General features: G+C 55.5%; 24 protein-coding genes. 2 read left to right on the top strand and 22 right to left on the bottom strand.

Going from position 1 to position 22,470, the window contains the following annotated elements; all coding sequences use genetic code 11:
* Window positions 1–49 precede the first annotated feature (49 nt).
* A complete protein-coding gene (locus ACZ9W6_RS11515; protein WP_465191297.1) occupies window positions 50–961 on the top strand; it encodes a glutaminase in 912 nt (303 codons plus the stop codon).
* A gap of 3 nt (window positions 962–964) precedes the next feature.
* On the opposite strand, the gene ACZ9W6_RS11520 is transcribed toward ACZ9W6_RS11515, so the two are convergent.
* From ACZ9W6_RS11520 to uvrB, 20 genes are all read right to left on the bottom strand, one after another.
* Complete coding sequence (locus tag ACZ9W6_RS11520; protein WP_465191298.1) at window positions 965–1,642, bottom strand: substrate-binding periplasmic protein; 678 nt, start codon at window positions 1,640–1,642, stop codon at window positions 965–967.
* Between the two features lie 95 nt (window positions 1,643–1,737).
* Window positions 1,738–2,463, bottom strand: coding sequence for a YebC/PmpR family DNA-binding transcriptional regulator (locus ACZ9W6_RS11525; protein ID WP_465191300.1), 726 nt, complete (start codon window positions 2,461–2,463; stop codon window positions 1,738–1,740).
* 75 nt (window positions 2,464–2,538) lie between these two features.
* On the bottom strand, window positions 2,539–3,315 hold the full coding sequence (gene fliR, locus ACZ9W6_RS11530) for a flagellar biosynthetic protein FliR (RefSeq protein ID WP_465191301.1): 777 nt from the start codon (window positions 3,313–3,315) through the stop codon (window positions 2,539–2,541).
* Window position 3,316: 1 nt separating this feature from the next.
* Window positions 3,317–3,586, bottom strand: coding sequence for a flagellar biosynthesis protein FliQ (fliQ, locus tag ACZ9W6_RS11535; RefSeq protein ID WP_465191449.1), 270 nt, complete (start codon window positions 3,584–3,586; stop codon window positions 3,317–3,319).
* Window positions 3,587–3,591: 5 nt separating this feature from the next.
* On the bottom strand, window positions 3,592–4,260 hold the full coding sequence (gene fliP, locus ACZ9W6_RS11540; protein ID WP_465191450.1) for a flagellar type III secretion system pore protein FliP: 669 nt from the start codon (window positions 4,258–4,260) through the stop codon (window positions 3,592–3,594).
* 68 nt (window positions 4,261–4,328) lie between these two features.
* Window positions 4,329–4,763 (bottom strand): flagellar biosynthetic protein FliO, encoded by a 435-nt coding sequence (fliO, locus tag ACZ9W6_RS11545; protein ID WP_465191302.1) that lies wholly within the window; start codon window positions 4,761–4,763, stop codon window positions 4,329–4,331.
* Window positions 4,760–5,206 (bottom strand): flagellar motor switch protein FliN, encoded by a 447-nt coding sequence (gene fliN, locus ACZ9W6_RS11550; protein ID WP_465191303.1) that lies wholly within the window; start codon window positions 5,204–5,206, stop codon window positions 4,760–4,762. Before fliN ends, fliO begins: the two co-directional genes overlap by 4 nt.
* Window positions 5,199–6,218 (bottom strand): flagellar motor switch protein FliM, encoded by a 1,020-nt coding sequence (gene fliM, locus ACZ9W6_RS11555; RefSeq protein WP_465191304.1) that lies wholly within the window; start codon window positions 6,216–6,218, stop codon window positions 5,199–5,201. Before fliM ends, fliN begins: the two co-directional genes overlap by 8 nt.
* Before the next feature lie 2 nt (window positions 6,219–6,220).
* Window positions 6,221–6,748, bottom strand: a complete 528-nt coding sequence (locus ACZ9W6_RS11560; protein WP_465191306.1) for a flagellar basal body-associated FliL family protein — start codon at window positions 6,746–6,748, stop codon at window positions 6,221–6,223.
* 151 nt (window positions 6,749–6,899) lie between these two features.
* The gene (locus ACZ9W6_RS11565) at window positions 6,900–8,303 is read right to left on the bottom strand and encodes a flagellar hook-length control protein FliK (RefSeq protein ID WP_465191307.1); all 1,404 of its coding nucleotides are present in this window, start codon (window positions 8,301–8,303) and stop codon (window positions 6,900–6,902) included.
* An 87-nt stretch (window positions 8,304–8,390) separates the two neighbouring features.
* Window positions 8,391–8,825: a flagellar export protein FliJ gene (gene fliJ, locus ACZ9W6_RS11570; protein ID WP_465191308.1), complete on the bottom strand. Its 435-nt coding sequence runs from the start codon at window positions 8,823–8,825 to the stop codon at window positions 8,391–8,393.
* A gap of 10 nt (window positions 8,826–8,835) precedes the next feature.
* Window positions 8,836–10,227 (bottom strand): flagellar protein export ATPase FliI, encoded by a 1,392-nt coding sequence (fliI, locus tag ACZ9W6_RS11575; RefSeq protein WP_465191309.1) that lies wholly within the window; start codon window positions 10,225–10,227, stop codon window positions 8,836–8,838.
* Complete coding sequence (locus tag ACZ9W6_RS11580; RefSeq protein WP_465191310.1) at window positions 10,220–10,831, bottom strand: FliH/SctL family protein; 612 nt, start codon at window positions 10,829–10,831, stop codon at window positions 10,220–10,222. Before ACZ9W6_RS11580 ends, fliI begins: the two co-directional genes overlap by 8 nt.
* A 169-nt stretch (window positions 10,832–11,000) precedes the next feature.
* Window positions 11,001–11,999: a flagellar motor switch protein FliG gene (fliG, locus tag ACZ9W6_RS11585; protein WP_465191311.1), complete on the bottom strand. Its 999-nt coding sequence runs from the start codon at window positions 11,997–11,999 to the stop codon at window positions 11,001–11,003.
* Window positions 11,992–13,722, bottom strand: a complete 1,731-nt coding sequence (fliF, locus tag ACZ9W6_RS11590; RefSeq protein WP_465191312.1) for a flagellar basal-body MS-ring/collar protein FliF — start codon at window positions 13,720–13,722, stop codon at window positions 11,992–11,994. Before fliF ends, fliG begins: the two co-directional genes overlap by 8 nt.
* A gap of 58 nt (window positions 13,723–13,780) precedes the next feature.
* On the bottom strand, window positions 13,781–14,098 hold the full coding sequence (fliE, locus tag ACZ9W6_RS11595) for a flagellar hook-basal body complex protein FliE (RefSeq protein WP_465191313.1): 318 nt from the start codon (window positions 14,096–14,098) through the stop codon (window positions 13,781–13,783).
* Between the two features lie 34 nt (window positions 14,099–14,132).
* Complete coding sequence (locus tag ACZ9W6_RS11600; RefSeq protein WP_465191314.1) at window positions 14,133–15,470, bottom strand: sigma-54-dependent transcriptional regulator; 1,338 nt, start codon at window positions 15,468–15,470, stop codon at window positions 14,133–14,135.
* A 25-nt stretch (window positions 15,471–15,495) separates the two neighbouring features.
* Window positions 15,496–16,185 (bottom strand): chemotaxis protein CheB, encoded by a 690-nt coding sequence (locus ACZ9W6_RS11605; RefSeq protein ID WP_465191315.1) that lies wholly within the window; start codon window positions 16,183–16,185, stop codon window positions 15,496–15,498.
* 15 nt (window positions 16,186–16,200) lie between these two features.
* Entirely contained in the window at window positions 16,201–16,674 is a 474-nt protein-coding gene (locus ACZ9W6_RS11610) for a low molecular weight protein-tyrosine-phosphatase (protein WP_465191316.1), read from the bottom strand.
* Between the two features lie 31 nt (window positions 16,675–16,705).
* Window positions 16,706–18,718, bottom strand: a complete 2,013-nt coding sequence (uvrB, locus tag ACZ9W6_RS11615; RefSeq protein WP_465191317.1) for an excinuclease ABC subunit UvrB — start codon at window positions 18,716–18,718, stop codon at window positions 16,706–16,708.
* A 147-nt stretch (window positions 18,719–18,865) separates the two neighbouring features.
* Between uvrB and ACZ9W6_RS11620 the strand changes: the two genes are divergently transcribed.
* The gene (locus ACZ9W6_RS11620; protein ID WP_465191318.1) at window positions 18,866–19,720 is read left to right on the top strand and encodes a serine hydrolase; all 855 of its coding nucleotides are present in this window, start codon (window positions 18,866–18,868) and stop codon (window positions 19,718–19,720) included.
* Window positions 19,721–19,783: 63 nt separating this feature from the next.
* Here the strand turns inward: ACZ9W6_RS11620 and ACZ9W6_RS11625 are convergent, their stop codons facing one another.
* On the bottom strand, window positions 19,784–20,830 hold the full coding sequence (locus tag ACZ9W6_RS11625; protein WP_465191319.1) for an ABC transporter ATP-binding protein: 1,047 nt from the start codon (window positions 20,828–20,830) through the stop codon (window positions 19,784–19,786).
* The gene (locus ACZ9W6_RS11630) at window positions 20,830–22,440 is read right to left on the bottom strand and encodes an ABC transporter permease (RefSeq protein WP_465191320.1); all 1,611 of its coding nucleotides are present in this window, start codon (window positions 22,438–22,440) and stop codon (window positions 20,830–20,832) included. Before ACZ9W6_RS11630 ends, ACZ9W6_RS11625 begins: the two co-directional genes overlap by 1 nt.
* Window positions 22,441–22,470: the final 30 nt, after the last annotated feature.

Raw genomic sequence — 22,470 nt, forward strand, 5'->3', positions numbered from 1 at the left:
AGAGTGTCCGGCAGCCGGCCTGATCAACGACACCTGCCCATAAAAAACCATGACTATCGAATCCCTGCTGTCGCAGATTCACCGTGACATCCAGCCCTACCTGGGCCAAGGCAAACCCGCCGACTACATTCCCGCCCTAGCCGCCGAAGACCCGCAACGCTTTGCCATGGCCATCGCCACCCTGGATGGAGAGTTGCACTTCTGCGGCGATGCCGACTATCGCTTTTCGATCCAGAGCATCTCCAAGACCTTCACCCTGGCGCGCGTACTGGCCAATCAAGGCGACAGCATCTGGCAAAGGGTTGGCCGCGAGCCTTCCGGCAATCCGTTCAACTCGCTGGTGCAACTGGAGTACGAACACGGCATCCCGCGCAATCCTTTCATCAATGCCGGCGCCCTGGTCACCACCGATCTGGCCATCGGCCAGTTTGGCTGCTCGGCCATGGGCCTGCGCGATTTTCTGCGCGAAGAATGCGGCGGCGACATCCAGATCGACGAGGACATTGCCCGCTCCGAAGCAGAACACGGCCATCGCAATGCCGCACTCGCCCACTTCATGAAAAGCTGCGGCAATCTGCAGCACCCGGTGGATATCGTGCTGTACGAGTATTTCCGCGCCTGCAGCCTGCGCATGAATGTGTGCGAGCTGGCGCGCGCCGGCCTGTTTCTCGCCAATCACGGCCAATCACCGGTCAGCGGCCACAACCGCCTGAGCCGCAGTCAGGCCAAGCAGATCAACGCCATCATGCTGACCTGCGGCACTTACGATGCGGCCGGCGAATTTGCCTACCGCGTCGGCCTGCCGTGCAAGAGTGGTGTCGGCGGCGGGATTCTCGCCATTCTGCCGGGCAAGATGAGTATTGCCGTGTGGAGCCCGGGGCTTGACCGGCACGGCAACTCGCTGGCCGGCCTCGAAGCGCTGGACAGATTGACCACGCTGAGCGGCCAATCGGTTTTCTGATGATCAGTATTGCTGGCGGTAGTGTTCCAGCAGACGTGGCAAGCTGCGGTCGGCATTCATTTCGCCGATGGTGGTATTGATACGCTGCAGGATCTCCAGCGCGTGCGGGTGACTCTTGGGAATCGCAAAGTAGTTCGGATCCAGCAACAAGGGGGATTTCACGATGTGCAGCCGCGACAGCGGAATCCCCGCCAGCCGCGCGTTATAACGCACGGCATGTACCCCGCCGGCAACAACGGCAACGTCGATACGCCCCGCCAGCAACATGGCGAGTCGCTGCTGCGGCTCGCCGTCTTCATTGATCTGCATGAAGGGCATCACCGCATTGAACTGCGGTGAAAAGCGTGAGGCACGCGTCGTACCCACCCGCTTGCCACGCAGATCATCTACCGTGCGATAAACAAACTGCCGATCCGCCGCCTGCACCAGCACCACCTCGTCATCCATGACCCGCTCGCTGAAATAGAACAGCGCCTCGCGGGCTGGCGTACGCGAGAACACCGGAGCCATGATGCCGACTCCCGACTCCCCCTCACGGATGGCCCGCGCCCACGGCAAGGCTCTGGCCTGCGGCACATAACCCGCCCGGCGCAAGATCTCCTTGCCCACATCAACGGCATAGCCACTGGCCATCCCGCCACGGGCAAAATGCTTCGGCACCGTATGCGAGCTACTCAGCATCTGCAATGACTCGGCACGTACCGGCATTAGCGGCAATAAAAACAAAAAGACCCACAGCCATAGCACTGCGGGTCTCTTGCCAGTCATCCTCAACATCAATCTGCGATGACTGCCGAAGTGTAGACGTTTTGCACGTCATCCAAATCTTCCAGCGCATCAAGCAGCTTCTGCATCTTGATCGCTTCGTCACCGATCAGCTCGGTCTCGTTTTGAGGACGCATGGTGACTTCGCCCAGCTCGGCCTTGAAGCCAGCCGCCTCGAGTGCCGCCTTGATGGTGCTGAATTCGTAAGGCGGGGTAATCACCTCAAACGAACCGTCATCATTGGCCAGCACATCCTCTGCACCCGCCTCAAGGGCAGCCTCCATCAGGCCGTCTTCATCCACGCCCGGCGCGAATACCAGAAAGCCGCAATGCGTGAACTGGAAGGCTACGCAGCCATCGGTACCCATATTGCCGCCGTACTTGGAGAAAGCATGGCGCACATCGGCCACGGTACGGGTCTTGTTGTCGGTCAGGCAGTCAACCATCACTGCTGCACCAGCAATACCGTAACCTTCATAGCGACATTCGATGTAATCCACCCCTTCGAGCGTACCGGCACCGCGGTCAATCGCGCGCTGCACGTTATCCTTGGGCATATTGGCATCCCAAGCTTTTTCTACTGCCAGACGCAGACGCGGGTTGGAATCCAGATCGGCACCACCAAGCTTGGCCGCCACGGTGATTTCCTTGATCAGTCGGGTGAAAATCTTGCCGCGTTTGGCATCAGCACGTTCTTTCTTGTGCTTGATGTTTGCCCATTTGCTGTGACCAGCCATAACAACCTCTCGGAAAATGCGACATGCCCGGCGGCATGCCCTGAATTATCAATAACGCGACATTCTAGCAAAAAGCTATGCCGGCTTCAGCAGCTTGATACTGAAGTCAAAGCCGTTGCGGTAAAGCTCGGCAATCGGCCCCTGCAACAAAGGCAGCATCAGATACACCGTGATAAAGCCAACCATAAGCGTCAGTGGAAAACCGAATGAGAACACGTTGAACTGCGGTGCGGCCCGCGTCATCACGCCAATTGCCAGGTTGGTCACCAGCAGACTGCCAACTACCGGCATGGCCAGCCAAAGCCCCCAGGTAAACAGATTGCCCCCCCACTCGGCCAGCAGACGGAAACTCACCACCGGCATCATGCTGCCGATAGGCAAGGTCTGAAAACTGTCGAGCAAAATGCGCAATAACACTTGGTGACCATCCATCGCCAGAAACATCAGCGTGGTGAACACCGTCAGCACCCGCGACAGCGCAGGCACCTGTGCCGAATGCTGCGGGTCGAAGAACATGGCAAAGCCCAGACCCATCTGCGAGGCCATGATGAAACCAGCCATCTCCACCCCTGTAATCACCACCCGCATCGAAAACCCGATACAGATACCGATCAGCAGTTGCTGCAACAGGATCAACAGCCCATCCGCCGATACCAGCGGCACTTGCGGCAAGGGTGGCAGCAATGGCGCCAGCATGATGGTCAGAATCAGGGCAAAGCCCGCCTTGAAACGACGCGGAATACTGCGCGAAGCAAACAACGGGTCAGCCATGAAGACGCCCATGATACGGGCAAACGGCCAGACAAAATAAGCGACCAGAAGATTGATCTGGGCGTCAGTGATCGGCAGCATATCAACCGATTACCATCGGGATACTCTGATACAAGCGCGTGAAGTAATCCATCAGCGTACTCAGCATCCACGGACCTGCCAGCACCAGTACCAGAAACATGGCCAGCAACTTCGGAATGAAAGTCAGCGTCATCTCGTTGATCTGGGTGGCGGCCTGCAAGATACTGACCAGCAAACCAACCAGCAGAGAAACGGCAAGAGGCGGTGCCGATACCAGAATCAGCATGTAAAGCCCCTCCTGCACCAGGGTAATGACCGTCTCGGGCGTCATCATCGTTATCGCACTCCGAAGCTCTGCACCAGCGAACCCAACAGCAAAGTCCAGCCATCCACCAGCACAAACAGCATGATCTTGAACGGCAAGGAAATGATGACCGGCGACACCATCATCATACCCATGGCCATCAAAATACTGGCCACCACCAGGTCGATAATCAGGAAGGGAATAAACACCATGAAACCGATCTGGAAAGCGGTTTTCACTTCGCTGATGATGAATGCCGGAATCAGCGTTTTCATCGACACCTCAGCCGGTGTCGCCGGTGCCGGTGAGCGGGAAATCTCGATAAAGAATGCCAAATCCTTCTCGCGCGTTTGCGCCAGCATGAATTCCTTCATCGGTTTGGCCGCCTCATCGGCTGCCTGCATCATATTGATGCGATTTTCAGCCAAAGGCACCCATGCCTTGCTGTAGACCTGATCCAGTGTCGGCGACATGATGAAAATACTAAGGAAGAGACTCAGGCCGATCAGCACCTGGTTGGGCGGCGACTGCATGGTACCCATCGCCTGCCTGAGCAAAGACAGCACGATGATGATGCGGGTAAATGAAGTCATCATCAGAACCATCGCCGGAATGAAAGTCAGCGAGGTCATGAACAACAGCATTTGCAGGCTGAGCGAGTAACTCTGGCCGCCACCACCGGCCGGTGTACTGGTCATCATCGGCAAACCTTCTGCCCATGCCAGCACAGGCAACAGCAAGACAGCGCTTAACAACACCTTGGACAATTTCACTCCTTGCCCCCAGTCTTGTCACTCCCCTGTCGGAGCAATGCGGCCAACCTTTGGGCAAATTGCGGCATCTCCGCCGCCTCGGCTTGGCCTGATGGCTGATCCGGTTTGGCCATGGTCGTCAGCAGATTGACCTGATGGGAGGTCACTCCCAGCACCAGCCATTGCCCCTCAAGCTCCACCACCACCACGCGCTCGGATGGGCCGACCATCACGCCACTGACGACCTTGGCGACCTGCCAACGGCCCAGCACGCGCCCCATGCCGATACGCTTCACGCCCCACGCCAAACCTACGATCACGGCCAGGACGATCAACAGGGCCAGCATCACCTGCAGCAAGCCCCAGAACGGCGAAGTGCCTGCTTGAGCAGGCACTTCGGCCAATGCCGGCATTGGCAATGCCAGCAATAGCGCAAAGATGTAATTCATCATTTCTGCAATCGTCTGATACGCTCAGCCGGCGTAATGATATCCGTCAGGCGAATACCAAAGCGGTCATTCACCACCACTACCTCACCCTGAGCAATCAGGCAACCATTCACCAGCACATCCATCGGCTCACCCGCCAGGCCATCCAGTTCAACCACCGAACCCTGGGCAAGTTGCAACAGGTTACGGATGGCAATCTTGGTGCGCCCCAGCTCAACTGTCAGCTGAACCGGAATATCCAGAATCATGTCCAGATTCTGCGGCACCGCCCCCTGACTGGCGCTGCCACCCAGATCCTGAAACAGGTTACTGGCCGGCTTGACCTCGGCTGCCGCAGCATCGGCAACCTCCTGCTCGGCCATGGCTGCCGCCCAGTCATCCATGGAGACTTCATCATCAACAGCTCCGGCCACGGAGTCCGGATCAAAAGCCTGCTCGTCACTCATCCTGCTGTTCCTCTTCACTTAACATGGGCTTCTCATACAACTCATGAGCCCCGGCCAGAATTTTCTCTACCTTCAAGGCATAGTTGCCTGACACCGTGCCATAAGTGCACTCCAGCACGGGAATGCCCGAAACATCGGCCACGATCCGCTCCGGCACATCAACCATGACCACATCACCAACCTTGAGATTAAGGATATCGCCCAGTGAAATCTTGGTCTCTGCCAAAGTCGCTACCAACTGAACTTCAGCAGCCTGCACCTGATGCTGCATCAGGTTTACCCAACGATTATCCACCTCGGTTCGGTCAGCCTGCATACTACTTGCCAGCAGGTCACGCAGCGGCTCGACCATCGAGTACGGCAGGCAAACGTGAAAATCACCGCCACCAGCACCCAATTCGATATGAAAAGTTGCCGCCACGACAACCTCTGTCGGGGTTGCGATGTTGGCGAACTGAGTGTTCATCTCTGAACGGATATAAACAAACTCCAGCGGATACACTGGCTCCCATGCCTTTTCGTACTCAACGAATACGACTTCCAGCATCTTGCGAATGATACGCTGCTCGGTTGGGGTGAAGTCTCTACCTTCTACCCGCACATGAAAACGACCATCACTGCCAAACAGGTTATCCACAACCAGAAAAACCAGATCGGGATCAAAAATCAGCAGCCCTGTTCCGCGCAAGGGTTTGACGTGCACAAGATTGAGGTTGGTCGGCACGACCAGGTTCCGGATGAACTCGCTGTACTTGAGTACCCGAACAGGGCCAACCGAGATTTCCGCATTCCGCCGCAGGAAGTTGAAGAAGCCGATCCGCAAATTACGTGCAAAACGCTCGTTGATGATCTCGAGCGTTGGCATACGACCACGGACAATACGCTCTTGGCGGCCGATATCGTAGGAGCGGACTCCGCTCCCATCGCCATCGGCACCGTCAGCGTCTTCTTCCCCGGTCACCCCTCTTAAAAGGGCATCGACCTCTTCCTGGGAAAGGATTTCATCAGCCATGATTACTGCAACTGAATGATAAAGGAGGTGAACAGGACATTTTCAACCGGCTCGGTTTCAGCCGCATCCATTGCCTCGTTCATGATTTTTTTGACTTGCGCCTTCAGTTTGATCTTGCCATCTGCAGACTGAAGCTCTTCTTCGGTTTTCGAAGACAACAGCAGGATCATCGCGCTACGTATCTTGGGCAAATAAGCCTTGAGCTGGGCCTGGGCCTCGGCATCAGCCACTTCTGCCTGCAACTCGATCTGCAGCATGGCCGAGCCACCCGCAAGATTGACAACAAAGGGCTCCAGCTTTTCGAATACCGGTGGACCTTCCTTCTTTTTCTTCTTCTCTTCCTTGACCGTTTCTTCTGCGTGGGCAGCATCAGCCGGTTTGTGGGAGTTACTCATGAAGACATAAGCCCCGAGACCTACCACGGCCAGCAATACCAATACCAGTAGAATGACAACAACCAGCATCAGCTTGTTTCCACCACCTGACGGTTTGGCTTCTTTGGTTTCTTCTTTCTTTTCTTTTTCGGCCATGCTCGCTCCAAAGCTGTTAGGGGTTAGATTGGCTATTTTCCCCTATTTCCATCCGGATTGAACAGTCATTCCGCAGAAATCCATGCCGACAAAATGCCAGACCCACGCCCACTATCATAATTGGCAGATGAAATAATCACTGGAAACCAGCTTATGCCTTGATTGCCAAGCCACCAGCCACAAGGTCCGGCTGATCATCCACTTGCGCACTCAGCTCTGCCACCGGCTCACGATGCTGCTGGGCAGCGCGCCGCCCCTGCTCTTGCCCCTGATTCTGGCCCTGCTGCTGACTGGAAACCTGGGCATCTGCCAACTGCAGACCTGCCTGCTCCATCATGCGCGACAAGGCGGGCAGATGATGCTCGACAATATCGCGGGCCTGCGGGTTGGCCGCAATCACCATCACCTGTGCTTGTTCCTTGTTCATGGTGATAGAGATTTCAAGTGGCCCCAGATGTTCGGGATTAACCTGAATAGTTGTCTGCTCAAGGCCTGCGGCTGCATTACTCATCAGCTGCTTGCCAAAGGCGGCTCCCCAGGCATCAGACTTGGCCATCGGCTCTGCAATGACGGCATCACTTGCTGCAGGAACTGTCTGTGCAAGCGACTGCGGCAAAGTCGGTGTTTGCAACATCATCGGCACCAGCCCGTCTTTGCCTGCAGCAGACAAGGCCATATCAGCCTCTATACGAACGGCAAAGCCTTTATCCTTGAGCCCTCCCGCCACGGCAAACTCAGCAGCACCAAGCTGACGCCCAATGACAGGTAGCACTTTAGCATCAGCCATTTCCTTGATCGGCTTATCACCCTGAGCCGATGCCACCATCGACACCAGTTCTTTCACAGAGGCAGGGAGTTTGATGTCTATTGCCTTGTCAGCCTTGGCAACTGCATTCTCCTTGAGCATTGGAGCAATCAAAGAAAACTTACCTTCAGACGAGGCCACCGCCATCGCATTCGATCCCTGCAGAGCGAGTGCTCCTGGCTCTTGGCCTTTTAGCTGCATAAGTTGATCATCGACTTGTGGCGCAGCCAACCTTATTGATGAGGCAGAGTCATCAGCTACGGTATTCCGCCCACCACCAACAAGCAATTCTGGCCTCAGTTGACCTTGGGCAGCCCCCATTACTTGAGCGGTGCCCATTACTGGAGTGGCGCCCACCACCTGAGAGGCATCCACCACCGTAGCCGCTCCCAACAACCAAGTGGAAGCAGATTCTCCATCCGCCTGAGCCTGCTGTGCACTGTCAGCATCAGTACGCAGAGCTGGAAACTTGGCATCAAGTAATGTCGGCATGCCTTGCGAACCAGATGGCTGTAAACCAAGAATATCGGCTTGCGCTCGTCCAGCAGACTCTAGCAGAGACTCATCAATCAGCTCCGCGTTCGGCAAGTCAGAAGGGGCAGTCGTTACCGGCAGCATGCTGGATACTTGCAACTGTGCAGCTAGCAAACCGGCAAAAGGGTTTGCCATATCAACCGCAGTAGTTTCGTCTGCCAATTGCACATTATGGCGGGCCGAACCGGCAAACAGGGGATTAAGGCTGATAGTCATGGCGCAACTCCAATAATTGCCGACTCTTAGCAGGAATCGTGCCACGCTCAGACATCGCAAAAAGGGTGATGTGCGCAACCTTGGCGTTCATTCCTGCCGAGTTCTTGCCGCTCTGGCGGCAAAATCATCCATGAGCTTCTGCTCCTGCTTTGCCTGTTTCTGCTGCAGACGGATCACCTCTCGCTGCTGCAAGGCTTCATAGGATTTGAGTTGACGCCTGGCCTGCTGCCACGCCTGTTTCTCCAGCATGCTGCGCTGCATGCTGCGCTCGACTTCTTTCTGCTGCTGCTCCCGCGCCTCATCCAGCTTCAGCATGAATAGCCTGGCATCCTGCCAGCTGGCAATACCCATCCCAGCCTGCCCCATGGCCAGAATCCGCTGTTGATAGTCGCGCACAAACTGATCAACCTGCGCAAAGGTTGATTCCGCTTGCTGCTGGGCCAGCTGAGCCTGCTGCAGGCGCTTGGCAGCAGCATCAAGCTTGTCATTCGCCAGACGAAGCAAGATATCAAACTTGCTCATGATTTATTACCTAACTCGTCAGCACCTGCTGCAATTGCTGCACGGTATCAGCAAAGCCATGCTGCTCCCGCATGGGCTGCGTCAAGAAACCCACCATTGAAACATGACGGCGCAGGGCTTCGTCCAATGTCGGATCAGACCCTGCCACATAAGCACCAACGCTGATCAGATCACGGCTACGCTGATAGCTTGAGAACAATTGTTTGAAACGACGCGCCAGATTCACATGCTCTTGCGAAGTCACATCGACCATCACCCGTGAAATCGATTGTTCGATATCAATGGCTGGATAATGCCCCGCCTCAGCCAGCTGACGAGTCAATACGAAGTGGCCATCCAGAATCGCACGTGCTGAATCAGCTACCGGATCCTGCTGATCATCGCCCTCCGACAGCACTGTATAGAATGCCGTGATCGAGCCAGCACCTGCCTCGGCATTACCAGCCCGCTCGATCAGCTGCGGCAATTTGGCAAATACCGAGGGCGGATAGCCCTTGCTTACCGGCGGCTCGCCAATGGCCAATGCAATTTCGCGCTGCGCCATCGCATAACGCGTCACCGAGTCCATTAGCAGCAGAACGTCCATACCCTGGTCGCGATAATACTCAGCCAAAGCAGTCGCATAGGCCGCGCCATGCAAGCGCATCAAAGGTGGAGAGTCGGCCGGCGCAGCAACCACCACTGAACGCGCCATCCCCTCTTCACCCAGAATGTGATCAATGAAGTCTTTGACTTCACGTCCTCGCTCGCCAATCAACCCGACAACCACAATATCGGCACGTGTAAACTTGGCCATCATGCCAAGCAAGACCGACTTGCCTACGCCGGAGCCGGCAAAAAGCCCCAGACGTTGGCCGCGGCCAACCGTAAGCAGACCATTGATCGCCTTGACACCCACATCCAGCACATCGCGCACCGGTGTTCTGCGTAACGGGTTCAATGGCTGGCTATACAGTGGATAACTGGCCTCCACCTGAATCTCGCCCAGACCATCAAGGGGCCGGCCCAGTGAATCAACAATGCGGCCAAGCATGGACATGCCAACCGGCACCAGTCGACCAGGCGCGATGACCGACTCACTTCGGGCCAGTGGCGGATAAGCAGGTGGAAAGCAGGATTGAAACGCGCGCACCGACAAGCCCGGCTGCAGCCCTTGCACATTACTGAGTGGCATCAGATACAGCTTATCCCCGGAAAAGCCGACAACCTCAGCCTCAACCTGATAGCCAGGCAGAACATCAATCTGGCAGGCACTGCCGACTGGCAGCCGCAAGCCGACAGCCTCCATCACCAGCCCGGTCACCCGCGTGAGGCAACCTTCAGGCTGCCAGGTCACACACTGGCGAACCTGCTGTTGGCAATCCTGCAAAAACTGCTTTTGCCTTGCAAGCATGTCATGCATCTGCCGACACCCCGATAGCCGCCCGCAAGCGCCTCATCCGCTCAGGCAAGGTCAAGTCAACGCGACCAAGCTGGGTCTGAATCAGGCAACCACCACGCGCAATCGACGGATCTGCCACCCATTGCAAACGCAAGCCTGAGGCCCCATCAGCCCAAAACGCCTGCAAGGTCGCCATATCTTCAGGATTGACGGCAATACGTGCTTGCGACAACTCCTGCGAAAGCCCTTCAAGCACATCCGAAATCAGCAAACGCAAGATACCAGGATCATGCTGAATAACATGGCCAACAATTTTCTCGGCCAGCTGGACAGACAGCATCCGCAATTGCTCTGCCAACTCGGCTTCCATTGCGGCCAACTCCGTCGCATAGCTTTGTTGCAGCTCTTCCAGCGGCTGCCAGAAAGATTCAAACTGCTCGGCAGCCTGCGCGAGCGCCTGCTGCGCACCTTCGGCACGTCCCTGTTCTTCACCAGCCTGACGGCCAGCCTCAAAACCCGCGTGCCAGGCTTCCTGATGGATTGCCTCCAGCTCCGCAGCCGTCGGAAAAGCCGTTGCCATTGGCACAAGCTCAGTCTCCTCCAGCACATCACTATCTTCCTGCACTGGCGGCTCCATAACAAAAGCCCCCTCTGCAGGGGGCTCTGGTGCCTGGCTTGCATCAGGCTGGCTTGGCTGCAGATCAGCCTCAGCCGGCGGCGCTGCAGCAGTATTCCCGATTTCCCCCATTGTCCAACTTCGCCATTGGCCAACCGCTTCGGCGGGAATTACATTGTTATTCGACAAGTCCTTCGTCTCCACCTTTGCTTGCTAGAACGATCTGACCTTCGTCCGCCAGCTTGCGAACGATCTTGAGAATCTCTTTTTGCTCCGCCTCGACTTCGGACAGCTTGACTGGCCCTTTGGACTCGAGGTCATCCCGCAGCATTTCTGCTGCGCGAGAAGACATATTGCGGAAAATCTTGTCTTTCAATTCCTGACTGGTGCCCTTCAAAGCAACAACCAGCGAATCAGAAGCCACCTCACGCAAAATAGTCTGAATTGAACGATCATCAATTTCAATGATGTTATCAAAGACAAACATTTTGTCCTGAATCCGCTGAGCCAACTCCGGATCATACTCACGAATGTAGGAGAGTGCCGAAGCTTCAATATTGGAGCCAAGGAAGTTAAGAATCTCGGCAGTCATGCCCACACCACCAGCCGCACTCTTCTTGACACGATCAGAGCCAGACAGCAACTGAGTCAACACATCATTCAGTTCACGCAATGCCTGTGGCTGAACACCTTCAAGCGTAGCGGTACGAATCAGCACCTCGTTACGCATACGCTCCGGGAAATAAGCCAGAATGGCACTCGACAAGTCCGGGTCCAAGTGGACCATGATGGTAGCGATAATCTGCGGATGCTCGTTACGGATAAGGTCTGCCGCTGACTGCGGGTCCATCCACTTGAGGCTTTCGATGCCGCTGTGGTCATTACCCTGCAGAATCTTGTCAAGCAGGTTGGCCGCCTTATCCGGGCCAAGCGCCTCCATCAGCACTGTTCGCAGATACTCGTCAGTGGCACCAAAGTTGGCCCGCGCAGCAAACTCGTCCTTGAACTGGCCAACAACTGTTTCGACTTCCTCATGACTCAGATTACTCAGACTGGCCATAGCCAAACTGAGCTTCTGCACTTCTTTGGGCCCGAGGTACTTGAAAACCTCGATAGCCTCAGCCTGTCCCAAGGTAAAAAGAAATACCGAGCTACGACGGATGCCTGCATCACTCATCAGAACTTATCCACTCTTTGATAATCTGTGCGGCCATGCGCGGATCAGATTTAACCAGCTCTCGCACTTCTTGCATGGTAGCCTCAAAGGTCCGTTTCTGCTGCTCCTTCGGCGACAGCTGATCAGCAGCAGCACCTTCTGTGCTTTGCTCATCCTCTTCGCTTTCCTCGCCCGCAACAGCTAGCAAGCGACCGCTTGCAGCCTGCTCATCATCCGGCTCAGGCGCAGGTGGCGGCGGCGGATTGATCACATCTCGCATTACCGGACGGATGACACCGAATACCAGATAGAGGATTGCAATCAACAGCAGACCATACTTGAACAGCTCGGCCGCATTATTGACTGCAAAATCCAGCGCTTTGTCCTGCACTGTCAAGACAGGCGCCGCATCGGCAAAGCTGGCATTAACTACATTGACCGAATCACCGCGCTCCTGATTGAAACCAATTGCCTCCCTCACCAGATTATTGATCTGGGAAGACTCCTTCTCGGTCAAGGGCGTGGGCTTTAATACACCTTCCGCATCCGGCACCAGCTTGTAATTCACCACTACTGCCGCAGTTAGCCGCTTGATCACACCCTTCTGGGCTTTTACGTGCTGAATAGTCTTATCAACTTCATAATTGGTAGTTACCTGTCGACTCAAGGCACCAGCTGATGCATCCAGCGGCACGCCGGACAAGGTCGCCGTTCCAGGTGCAGCGCCAGGCGGCAGTGTCAACGGCGCCGACGCTGCAGAAGGCGGTTGATTAGTTAATGCACCAGGCACGCCGGAAGGGAAAGTGGCATTCCGATTCAGCGTTTCATTGATCTGCTGACTACGTGTAGCAGAGGGATTTGGTGTTGAATTAGGGCGGAAGGTTTCTGAAGTTTGCTCCGACTCTGAAAAGTCAACATTAGCAGTCACTTGAGCCTTGGCATTACCCTTGCCAAAAATCGGCTCGAGAATGCTTTCCACCCGCTTGGTGTAATCGCCCTCAATCTGTCTTACATAATCAAGCTGGCGGCGATCAAGCGAACCATTATTCTGCTCTGGCACTGCAGAAAGCAGATTGCCGTCCTGATCAACAATCGATACGTTCTTCAGCGGCAAATTAGGCACCGAGCTCGACACCAAGTGCATAATGCCCGCAATCTGGCCTGCATCCAGAATTCTGCCCGGCAGCATACTCAGCATTACTGATGCGGTAGGTTGTTGCTGATCCCGCAAAAATACAGTCTGTTTCGGCATCGCCAGATGCACACGGGCACTTTCTACCACCCCTACGGATTCAATCGTACGAGCGAGTTCACCTTCGATAGAACGCTGATAGTTGACCTGCTCGGCAAACTGGCTGATACCGAACTTCTGCTTGTCCATCAGCTCGAAACCGACTCCTGCCGTCTTGGGCAACCCTTGGCTCGCCAACTTCAGCCTGATGTCGTAGACCTGATCACCAGGCACAGACAAGACTCCCCCCTGACCAATCTGGTAAGGCACGTTCATCTGCTGCAAAGCAGCGGTAATCTGACCACCATCCCGATCAGACAAGCCGGAAAACAGAATTTTATAGGCAGGCTCGCGATTAAAGACCAGCAAGGCGAGTGCAATGGAAATGACTGCGGCGATTGCGCTGAAAAACAATATTTTTTTGTTTGCCGGAAGCGCATTAAAGCGTGCCAATAGTCCATTGGCACGCTCTTTCAATCCCGGTGAAGCATTATTCTCGACCAGATCAGCCATACAGTGGTTATTTGATTATTGATCTTACCGCCGCAGGCCAGAGTTCAGGCAAACGACGCTACACTTGCGTATTCATGATTTCCTGGTAGGCCGTTACCAGCTTGTTTCGCGCCTGCACCATAGTCTGGAAGCTCAGGCTAGCTTTCTGCATTGAAACCATGACATCCTGAATGTTAACGCCTTCCTCCCCCAGCTCAAACTTCTTTTGCAGCTCAAGAGAAGTGGTCTGAACCTGATTGACCTGTTCGAGTGTTGATTTCAAAACATCGGAAAAATCAACCTGAGGCGTAGACTCAGCAGCTGTGGATTTGCCCGCAGCCATTGATGACATGGCGCGCAGTTCGCCCAATAACTGATTAATACCCTGCGTGGACATAGTAACCTCTCGAAAAAATTCAGACCTCTAGCAACTATAGGTCACCATCTTCTTCGCGATACCGTTGCAATTTATACCTCAGCGTACGCTCACTCATCCCGAGCATTTCAGCAGCCAGCTTTTTTACACCACCAGCTGCCTGTAAAGCCTCGAGAATATGGCGTTTTTCCAGCGACTTGATATCCAAAGAGTGTGGTTCGTATTCTGAATCAGCACCCTTCACTTCGATTTCGGCACGAGAAACAGCACCAAGATTCAGCATCAAGTCAGCGGCAGAAACCTCCTGCCCTGCGGCAAGAATTGCCGCCCGCTGCATTACATTGTCCAGTTCGCGGATGTTACCCCCCCAGTCATAGGCCGTCAATTCACGCTCGGCCTCACCGCCCAAAGCCAAGCGACCTTTATCCAAAGGGGTTGCGTGCTTTTCAAGCAATTTTCGCGCCAAAGGCAAAATATCCTCTGGCCGTTCACGCAGGGCAGGTACATTCAGAGGAAAAACATTCAGGCGGAAGTACAAATCTTCCCGAAAATTACCCGCTTGCACTTCCTTCAAAACATCGCGATTACTGGTTGCCAATACCCGGATATCCAGCTTGATAACTTTGGTACCACCCACCCTTTCAACTTCACGCTCCTGCAAGACCCGCAGCAACTTTGCCTGCAAGGCCAGGGGCATCTCCGTCACCTCATCCAGCAGGATGGTCCCCCCCTGCGCCTGCTCGAACTTGCCCGGCAATGCCGCTGCCGCACCGGTAAACGCACCTTTCTCATGCCCGAAAAGGGTGGACTCAAGCAGATTCTCGGGTATCGCAGCGCAGTTAACGGCAATGAAAGGGCCGGTCTTGCGGCGAGAGTGGCGGTGCATATAACGCGCCAACACTTCCTTGCCGGCACCGCTCGGGCCACTGATCAGCACAGAAGCATCACTGGGTGCCACTTGACTTGCAATCGCCAGCAGTCGTTTCATCGCCGGGGAAAACGCAATCAAACCCTCATCGGCCTGTGGCTCGGGCAGCAGGAATTTCTGAACCTCATTGATCAGCTGATCCGGCTCGAATGGCTTGAGCAAATAATGACTCGCGCCCGCGCGCAGCAAAGCAATCGCCCGCTCAATCACGCCATACGCGGTCATCAATACAAATGGCAATGAGGGATATAACGATCTGACTCGCTCAAACAGGGTGTAACCATCCATCGGTTGCATCTGGGCGTCTGACACGATCAAACCGACCGGATGCTGTGACAATACCGTCAGTGCCTGCTCTCCATCCCCCGCTTCCAGCACCTCATATCCAGCTAGCAACAGGGTATCGACCAGCGCCTCACGCAAGTCTGCATCATCTTCAACAACCAGAACCGGTAGATATTTCATTGTTACTTATATTCTTTGAAAACGACTATTCGGCAGCATGATTAGTCAATGCGGCCAACCTTGATGCAATAGAAGCGAGCGGCAACACCTCATGCACTCCACCAAGTGCAATTGCCTCTTTCGGCATACCGAATACCACACAGGATGCTTCATCCTGAGCGATATTTCGCGCACCCACTTCCTTCAACTCAGCCATACCGGCCGCCCCATCGCGCCCCATGCCGGTCAGGATGACACCAATGGTATTTTTGCCGGCAACGTTGGCCGCAGCTCGAAACATTACATCGACTGATGGCTTGTGCCGATTGACCGGTGGCCCCTGATGCAAGCCAATAACATAGCCCAGTGAAGCATGAGGCTTGATCAGCAGATGCGAATGCCCTGGTGCGATATAGACCGTACCGGCATGGAGGCGCTCCCCATCCTCCGCCTCCTTGACCGTCAGCTTGCACAAGGAGTCTAGCCGCTGGGCAAAAGACTTGGTGAACATCTCCGGCATGTGCTGGGTGATGACAATAGGTGGCATATTGGCAGGCAGCGCCGTCAACAGCACTCGCAAAGCCTCGGTACCGCCAGTCGACGAACCAATGGCAATCAAAGGCTGACGGCCGATGACAGCACGCCCTTGCTGTTTCGCCAGAATGGTATCCGCAGTATAGCTAGGCGTAATCTCGACCGGCTTGGCCGGCGGCCTGTCTGTGCGTGGCGGTATCATGACCACACTCCGATCTTATTCTTTAATCGATTCAAGCTGACCCAATCGTCTCTCTATATACTGCAGCCACTGCTCGCAAGCACGCTGCAACAATCCGAAAACCTCGTCAAAACCCGCCTGCCCACCGTAGTAAGGATCCGGCACATCCCCATCAGGCAATATCATGGCCAGCTCACCCTGCCATTGCCCGGGCATTTTCTTTTGCAAAAACAGATAGTGCTCAGCACCTGCAAGCAGGATCAAATCTGCCTGCCAGTCATCAGTGACAAACTGCCGGGCACGCAAATCCTGCATCAACACACCATGACGACTTGCCGTCACGATGGTGCGTGCATCCGCACTTTCGCCCACATGATATGCCGTTGTACCAGCCGAATCGACCTTGACAGCATCATTCAAGCCTCGCTGCCGCACCATATCACGCAAAATGGCATGGGCAGTGGGCGATCGGCAGATATTGCCGGTACAGACAAACAGCACGCGAAACATATTAGCAGCCCCATTTTTCTGCATATTGGTCTTAGTCAGGGTTTACCCAGGCCTGCTCTTTCAGCTGCCGCAACTCGTCGCGCAACTTGGCCGCACGTTCGAATTCCAGATTTCGCGCGGCATCCAGCATGTCTTTTTCCAGCCGCTTGATTTCCTTGGCCAAGGATTTTTCGTCCTTCAAGACATTGGCAGACGATTTGCCGCGTGAGGTTTTGTCCGACTCCGCCGCATAAACGCCATCAATCATGTCGCGGATCTTCTTGCTGACGCCACGCGGCACAATGCCATGCTCGGCATTGAATGCTTCCTGCTTGGCACGACGACGCTCGGTTTCGGCAATGGCGCGCTGCATGCTGTTGGTAATTCTGTCTGCGTACAACAAGGCACAACCCTGCAGATTGCGTGCCGCACGGCCTATGGTCTGAATCAGACTGCGCTCGCTACGCAAGAAGCCCTCCTTGTCCGCATCCAGAATCGCCACCAGCGACACCTCCGGAATATCCAGGCCTTCACGCAGCAAGTTAATCCCGATCAGCACATCAAACATACCGAGTCGTAGATCACGAATAATTTCCACCCGCTCCACGGTATCGATATCGGAATGCAGGTAACGTACCTTGATGTCATGTTCGGTATAGTATTCCGCCAGCTGCTCAGCCATGCGCTTGGTCAGCGTAGTCACCAGCACCCGTTCGTTTCGCTGGGTACGTATCCGGATTTCAGACAGCAGGTCATCCACCTGGGTCGCCACCGGCCTGATCTCGATCAGCGGATCAAGCAGACCGGTTGGCCGCACCACTTGCTCGACCACCTGACCGGCATGCTGGTTTTCATAATCGGCAGGCGTAGCCGAGACAAACACCGTCTGCGGCATCAATCGTTCGAACTCGTGAAACTTCAGCGGCCGGTTATCCACGGCAGAAGGCAGACGGAAGCCGTAATCGACCAGATTCAGCTTGCGTGCCGCATCACCTTTATACATCGCCCCCACCTGCGGCACGGTGACATGGCTCTCATCGATGAACATCAGGCTGTTTTTGGGCAGATAGTCAATCAGCGTCGGCGGCGCTTCGCCGGGCAGACGGCCGGAGAAGTGGCGCGAGTAGTTTTCGATGCCCTTGCAAAAGCCCATTTCATACAGCATTTCAAGGTCAAAGCGTGTGCGCTGCTCGATACGCTGCGCCTCGACCAGCTTGCCTTCTTTCTGATACCACTCGATACGATCCCGCAGCTCGACCTTGATCTGCTCGCAAGCCCGCAGCACGGTATCGCGCGGCGTGACATAGTGACTACCCGGAAACACGGTAAAACGTCCCACCCGTTGCTGGGTTTTGCCGGTCAGCGGATCGAACAGTGTCAGATTCTCGATTTCGTCATCAAACAGACTGACACGGATAGCCAGCTCGGCACTCTCGGCGGGGAAGATATCAATTACATCGCCGCGCACCCGGAAGCTGCCACGCGCGAAATCCATCTCGGCGCGGTCATATTGCATCGCCACCAGCCGCGAAATCATTTCGCGCTGCGGCAAGCTATCGCCTTCTTTCAGATGCAGAATCATCTGGTGATATTCAGACGGGTCACCGATACCGTAAATCGCCGACACCGTCGCAACGATGATGCAATCCGGCCGTTCGAGAATGGACTTGGTGGCAGACAGACGCATCTGCTCGATATGCTCGTTAATACTCGAGTCTTTTTCGATAAAAAGATCCCGACTAGGCACATAGGCCTCGGGCTGATAGTAGTCGTAATAAGAAACGAAATACTCGACGGCATTATGCGGAAAGAATTCCCGCATTTCAGAATATAACTGTGCGGCCAACGTTTTATTGTGCGCCATGATGATGGCCGGCCTGCCACTGCGTGCAATCACATTGGCCATGGTATAGGTTTTACCCGAGCCGGTTACCCCAAGCAGCGTCTGATATGACAAACCATCCTCCAGCCCGCCCAGAAGAGATTCGATCGCAGCCGGCTGGTCACCAGCGGGTGGAAAGGGCTGATTCAGCCTGAATGGACTGCCCGGAAAATCAATTAGCATTTCAGCTGCCTTGTTTCGAGATTATTACCACAAAAACACCCGGAATTATCCGTATAAACCTACATAAACTTCAGACAAATCTCAGGCTGCCGATTTAAAATGTAATGTAAATGTTCGTCAACTAATCATGCATCGGAGCCATTCGAGATGCTGAGAAATATCATTCTGGCAAGCGTGCTTGCCATTGGCTGCAATTTTGCCAATGCCACCCAGACCGCCAGCTATCACCCCATTACCGCCGACCAGCCGCATCTGAGTTCCCACTCGGTTGCCGTGGTCGACAGTCAGACCGGCAAAGTGCTCTTTCAGAAGAATGCACTGCAAAAACTGCCGATTGCCTCGATTACCAAGCTGATGACTGCCATGGTCATTCTGGATTCAGGTTTACCGCTGGATGTGCCGATTACCATCAGTGACCAGGAAATCGACAAGCTAAAAAACACCAGCTCGAGACTGTCCGTCGGCTCGACCCTCACCCGTCGCGATATGCTGCTACTGGCCCTGATGTCTTCGGAAAATCGCGCCTCGGCCTCCTTGGCCCGCACCTATCCCGGCGGCACCGAGGCCTTCATCGCCCAGATGAATCGCAAGGCGCGCGCCATCGGCATGCAGCAAGCGAGCTTCCATGATGCCACCGGCCTGGACATGCGCAATAGTGCCACCGCTGTCGATCTGGCCCGCATGGTCAAGGCGGCATCGCAATATCCGCTGATCAAGCACTTCAGCACCACGCACGAGTATACGGTACAGCCACTGCCGGGCCGCGTACTGCATTACAAGAACAGCAATCCGCTGGTGCGTGAAGGTGAGTGGGATATCGGTCTGTCCAAGACCGGCTATATCCAGGAAGCCGGCCGCTGTCTGGTAATGCAGGCCGGCGTAGGCAGCCAGCGTCTGATCTTCGTGATGTTGGCCGCAAACGGCAGCGCCGCCCGCGTCAACGATGCCAAGAACATCAAGAACTGGCTGGAGTCGCATCCGCAGACCTGGCTGGCCGGCTAATCCAGCACATGCTCATCTGATAAAAAAGCCTCCGTTACGGAGGCTTTTTTTACGTCCCGACTGTCAGGCTTGCGCAAAAGCAATCAGATGATCGAGCTCCAGCCGGATGCCGATTGCCTCGCCCACTGCATGATCATGGTGACTCGGCACCAGTGCCAGCACCTCTTGCCCGGAAGGCAGGCTCAGGGTGTACATGAAGTCCGAGCCCTGGAATACCTTGTGCCGGATGACAGCCGTCAAGGCACTGTGATCATCGTGAACCACATCATCAGGTCGCAACAACACCCTCACCTTGTCGCCAATCCTAAACGGCAGCGGCTCGACACTGCAGTACTCGCCCACCTCCAGCTCGACACAACGCTCGCCGCTGATGATTGCCGGCACGAAAGCCCCCTGGCCAATGAAGTCAGCCACATAGGGCGTAGCCGGCACATGATACAGCTCGTAGGGCGCCGCCCATTGCTCGAGCCGACCTTGGTGCATGATGCCGACCTTGTCCGCCATGGCAAAAGCCTCTTGCTGATCGTGCGTCACCAGAATCGCTGTCATACCCTGTGACTTCAGGATATTGCGCACCTCTTGCGACAAGCGCTGGCGCAAGTCCACATCCAGATTGGAAAACGGCTCGTCCAGCAACAGCAAGCGCGGCTTCGGCGCCAGTGCGCGCGCAAGCGCTACCCGCTGCTGTTGACCGCCGGACAGCTCGTGCGGATAGGCATTGGCATACTGCGCAAGGCCCACCACCTCCAGCATCTGCATCACCCTCGCCTTGCGCTCGGCCGAGGACAAACCATGCAAACCGAACGCCACGTTGGCCGCAACGTCCAGATGCGGGAACAAGGCATAGTCCTGAAACACCATGCCGACCTGACGCAAGTGCGCCGCCTTGCTGAAATCACGACTGGCGATGACCTCGCCAGCCAAGCGAATTTCGCCACCGGACAGCTTTTCGAAACCGGCAATACAACGCAAAACCGTGGTCTTGCCACATCCCGAGCTCCCCAGCAGGCAGGCAATCTCGCCCTCCTGCAGAGAAAAGCTCATTTCCTGCACCACCTGGCGCGCACCATATGATTGGGCGATTCGACCCAGTTCCAGCAAAACACCCATCACGAATAATCCTTCTGGCGGGAAAGCAAAAGTGTCGGTATCAGCCCGACAAGCACCAGCACAATCGCCGGCAAGGCCGCCTGATCGTAAACCCCTTCCGAGGTCAGACCGAAAATGCGTACCGACAAGGTGTCCCAGCCAAACGGGCGGGTCATCATGGTGATCGGCATTTCCTTCATCACATCGACAAAGACCATCAGCGCACCGACAAACAGGCCGCCACGCAACAGCGGCAGATGCACGCGACGCAAAAGCTGGAAGCCGGACAAGCCCAGATTCCGCGCCGCCTCTTCCTGACTGCGGGTAATGCGGTTCATCGCGGCATCGACCGCCGAGTGCCCTACAGCCAGGAAGCGCGCTGCATAAGCGAGCAGCATCACCAGCAAGGTGCCTTTCAGCACTGCTGTGGTTTCGGTGCCCTGATAAAACAGCTCAATCAGCTGATTATCCAGCCAGGCAATCGGCACAAATACGCCAACAGCCAGCACCGTTCCCGGCACGGCATAACCCAGCGTCGCCAACTTGGCCACCACCAGCATGGCACGACTCTCGTCACGACGACGCGCATAAGACAGCAACAAGGCCAGCACCACGACCACCCCCGCTGCCATCAGCGACAGCAATACCGAGCGCCAGGTGTAGCCAAACAGATCGGCATTCCACTCCAGATCCCACAGCTGCCATGACCACCAGCCCAACTGCACCATCGGGAACACGAAAGCGAGACACAGCACCAAACCCGCAAACAGCGATGCCGCCATGGCCTGCCAGCCCTGCAAGGCCAGGCGTGGCATCGGTGCCGAACGGCCAGACTGGGCATACTTGCGGCGACCACGCGCATACTGCTCGAACACGATCAGCACAAACACCAGCAACACCAGCAAGGAAGCAAGCTGCTTGGCAGTATCGATTGAGAACAGCGAGAACCAGGCCTTGTAGATTGCACTGGTAAACGCGTCAAAGTTGAAAATGGCGACGGTGCCGAAATCCGCCAGCGTCTCCATCAGGGCCAGCATCAGGCCGCCAGCAATCCACGGCCGCGCGCCCGGCAAGGCAATTCGCCAGAAACCCTGGGCACGCGACAAGCCTAACGACTGCCCGACTTCAAGCGCACGACGGCCCATGGTGGTGAAGGCATTTCGCGCCAAAAGATAGACATAGGGGTAGAAGGCCAGACTCATGACCAGCACCATCCCCTTGTCGGAACGGATGGCCGGAAACCATGCCGAGCTGCCGGTATGCAATCGTAACCAGCTTTGCACCGGCCCCGAAAAATCGAAAATACCGACCTGGGTAAAGGCCATCACATAAGCTGGCACCGCCAGCGGCAGCATCAGCGCCCAGCTGAAGATACGACGCCCCGGAAAGTCATACACTGCCACCAACCAGGCCAGCGGCACGCCAAGCAACAGGACGCCCGTCCCGACACCCAGCACCATGAACAAGGTATTTTTCAGCAGACTGGGCAAGAGATAATCCAGCAGGTGCTGCCAGATTTGCGGATCGGGTTGCAGCGAGGTCAACGCGATAACGGCCAGAGGAATCAGTGTCAGCAGACTGATGGCGACAGCCAAGCCCAGCCAGAGCTTGCGCCCGAACAAAGTGCTCATGTAATCACTACGTTGAAAAACAATATGCGG

It is taken from the genome of Vogesella lacus, from assembly GCF_979366295.1.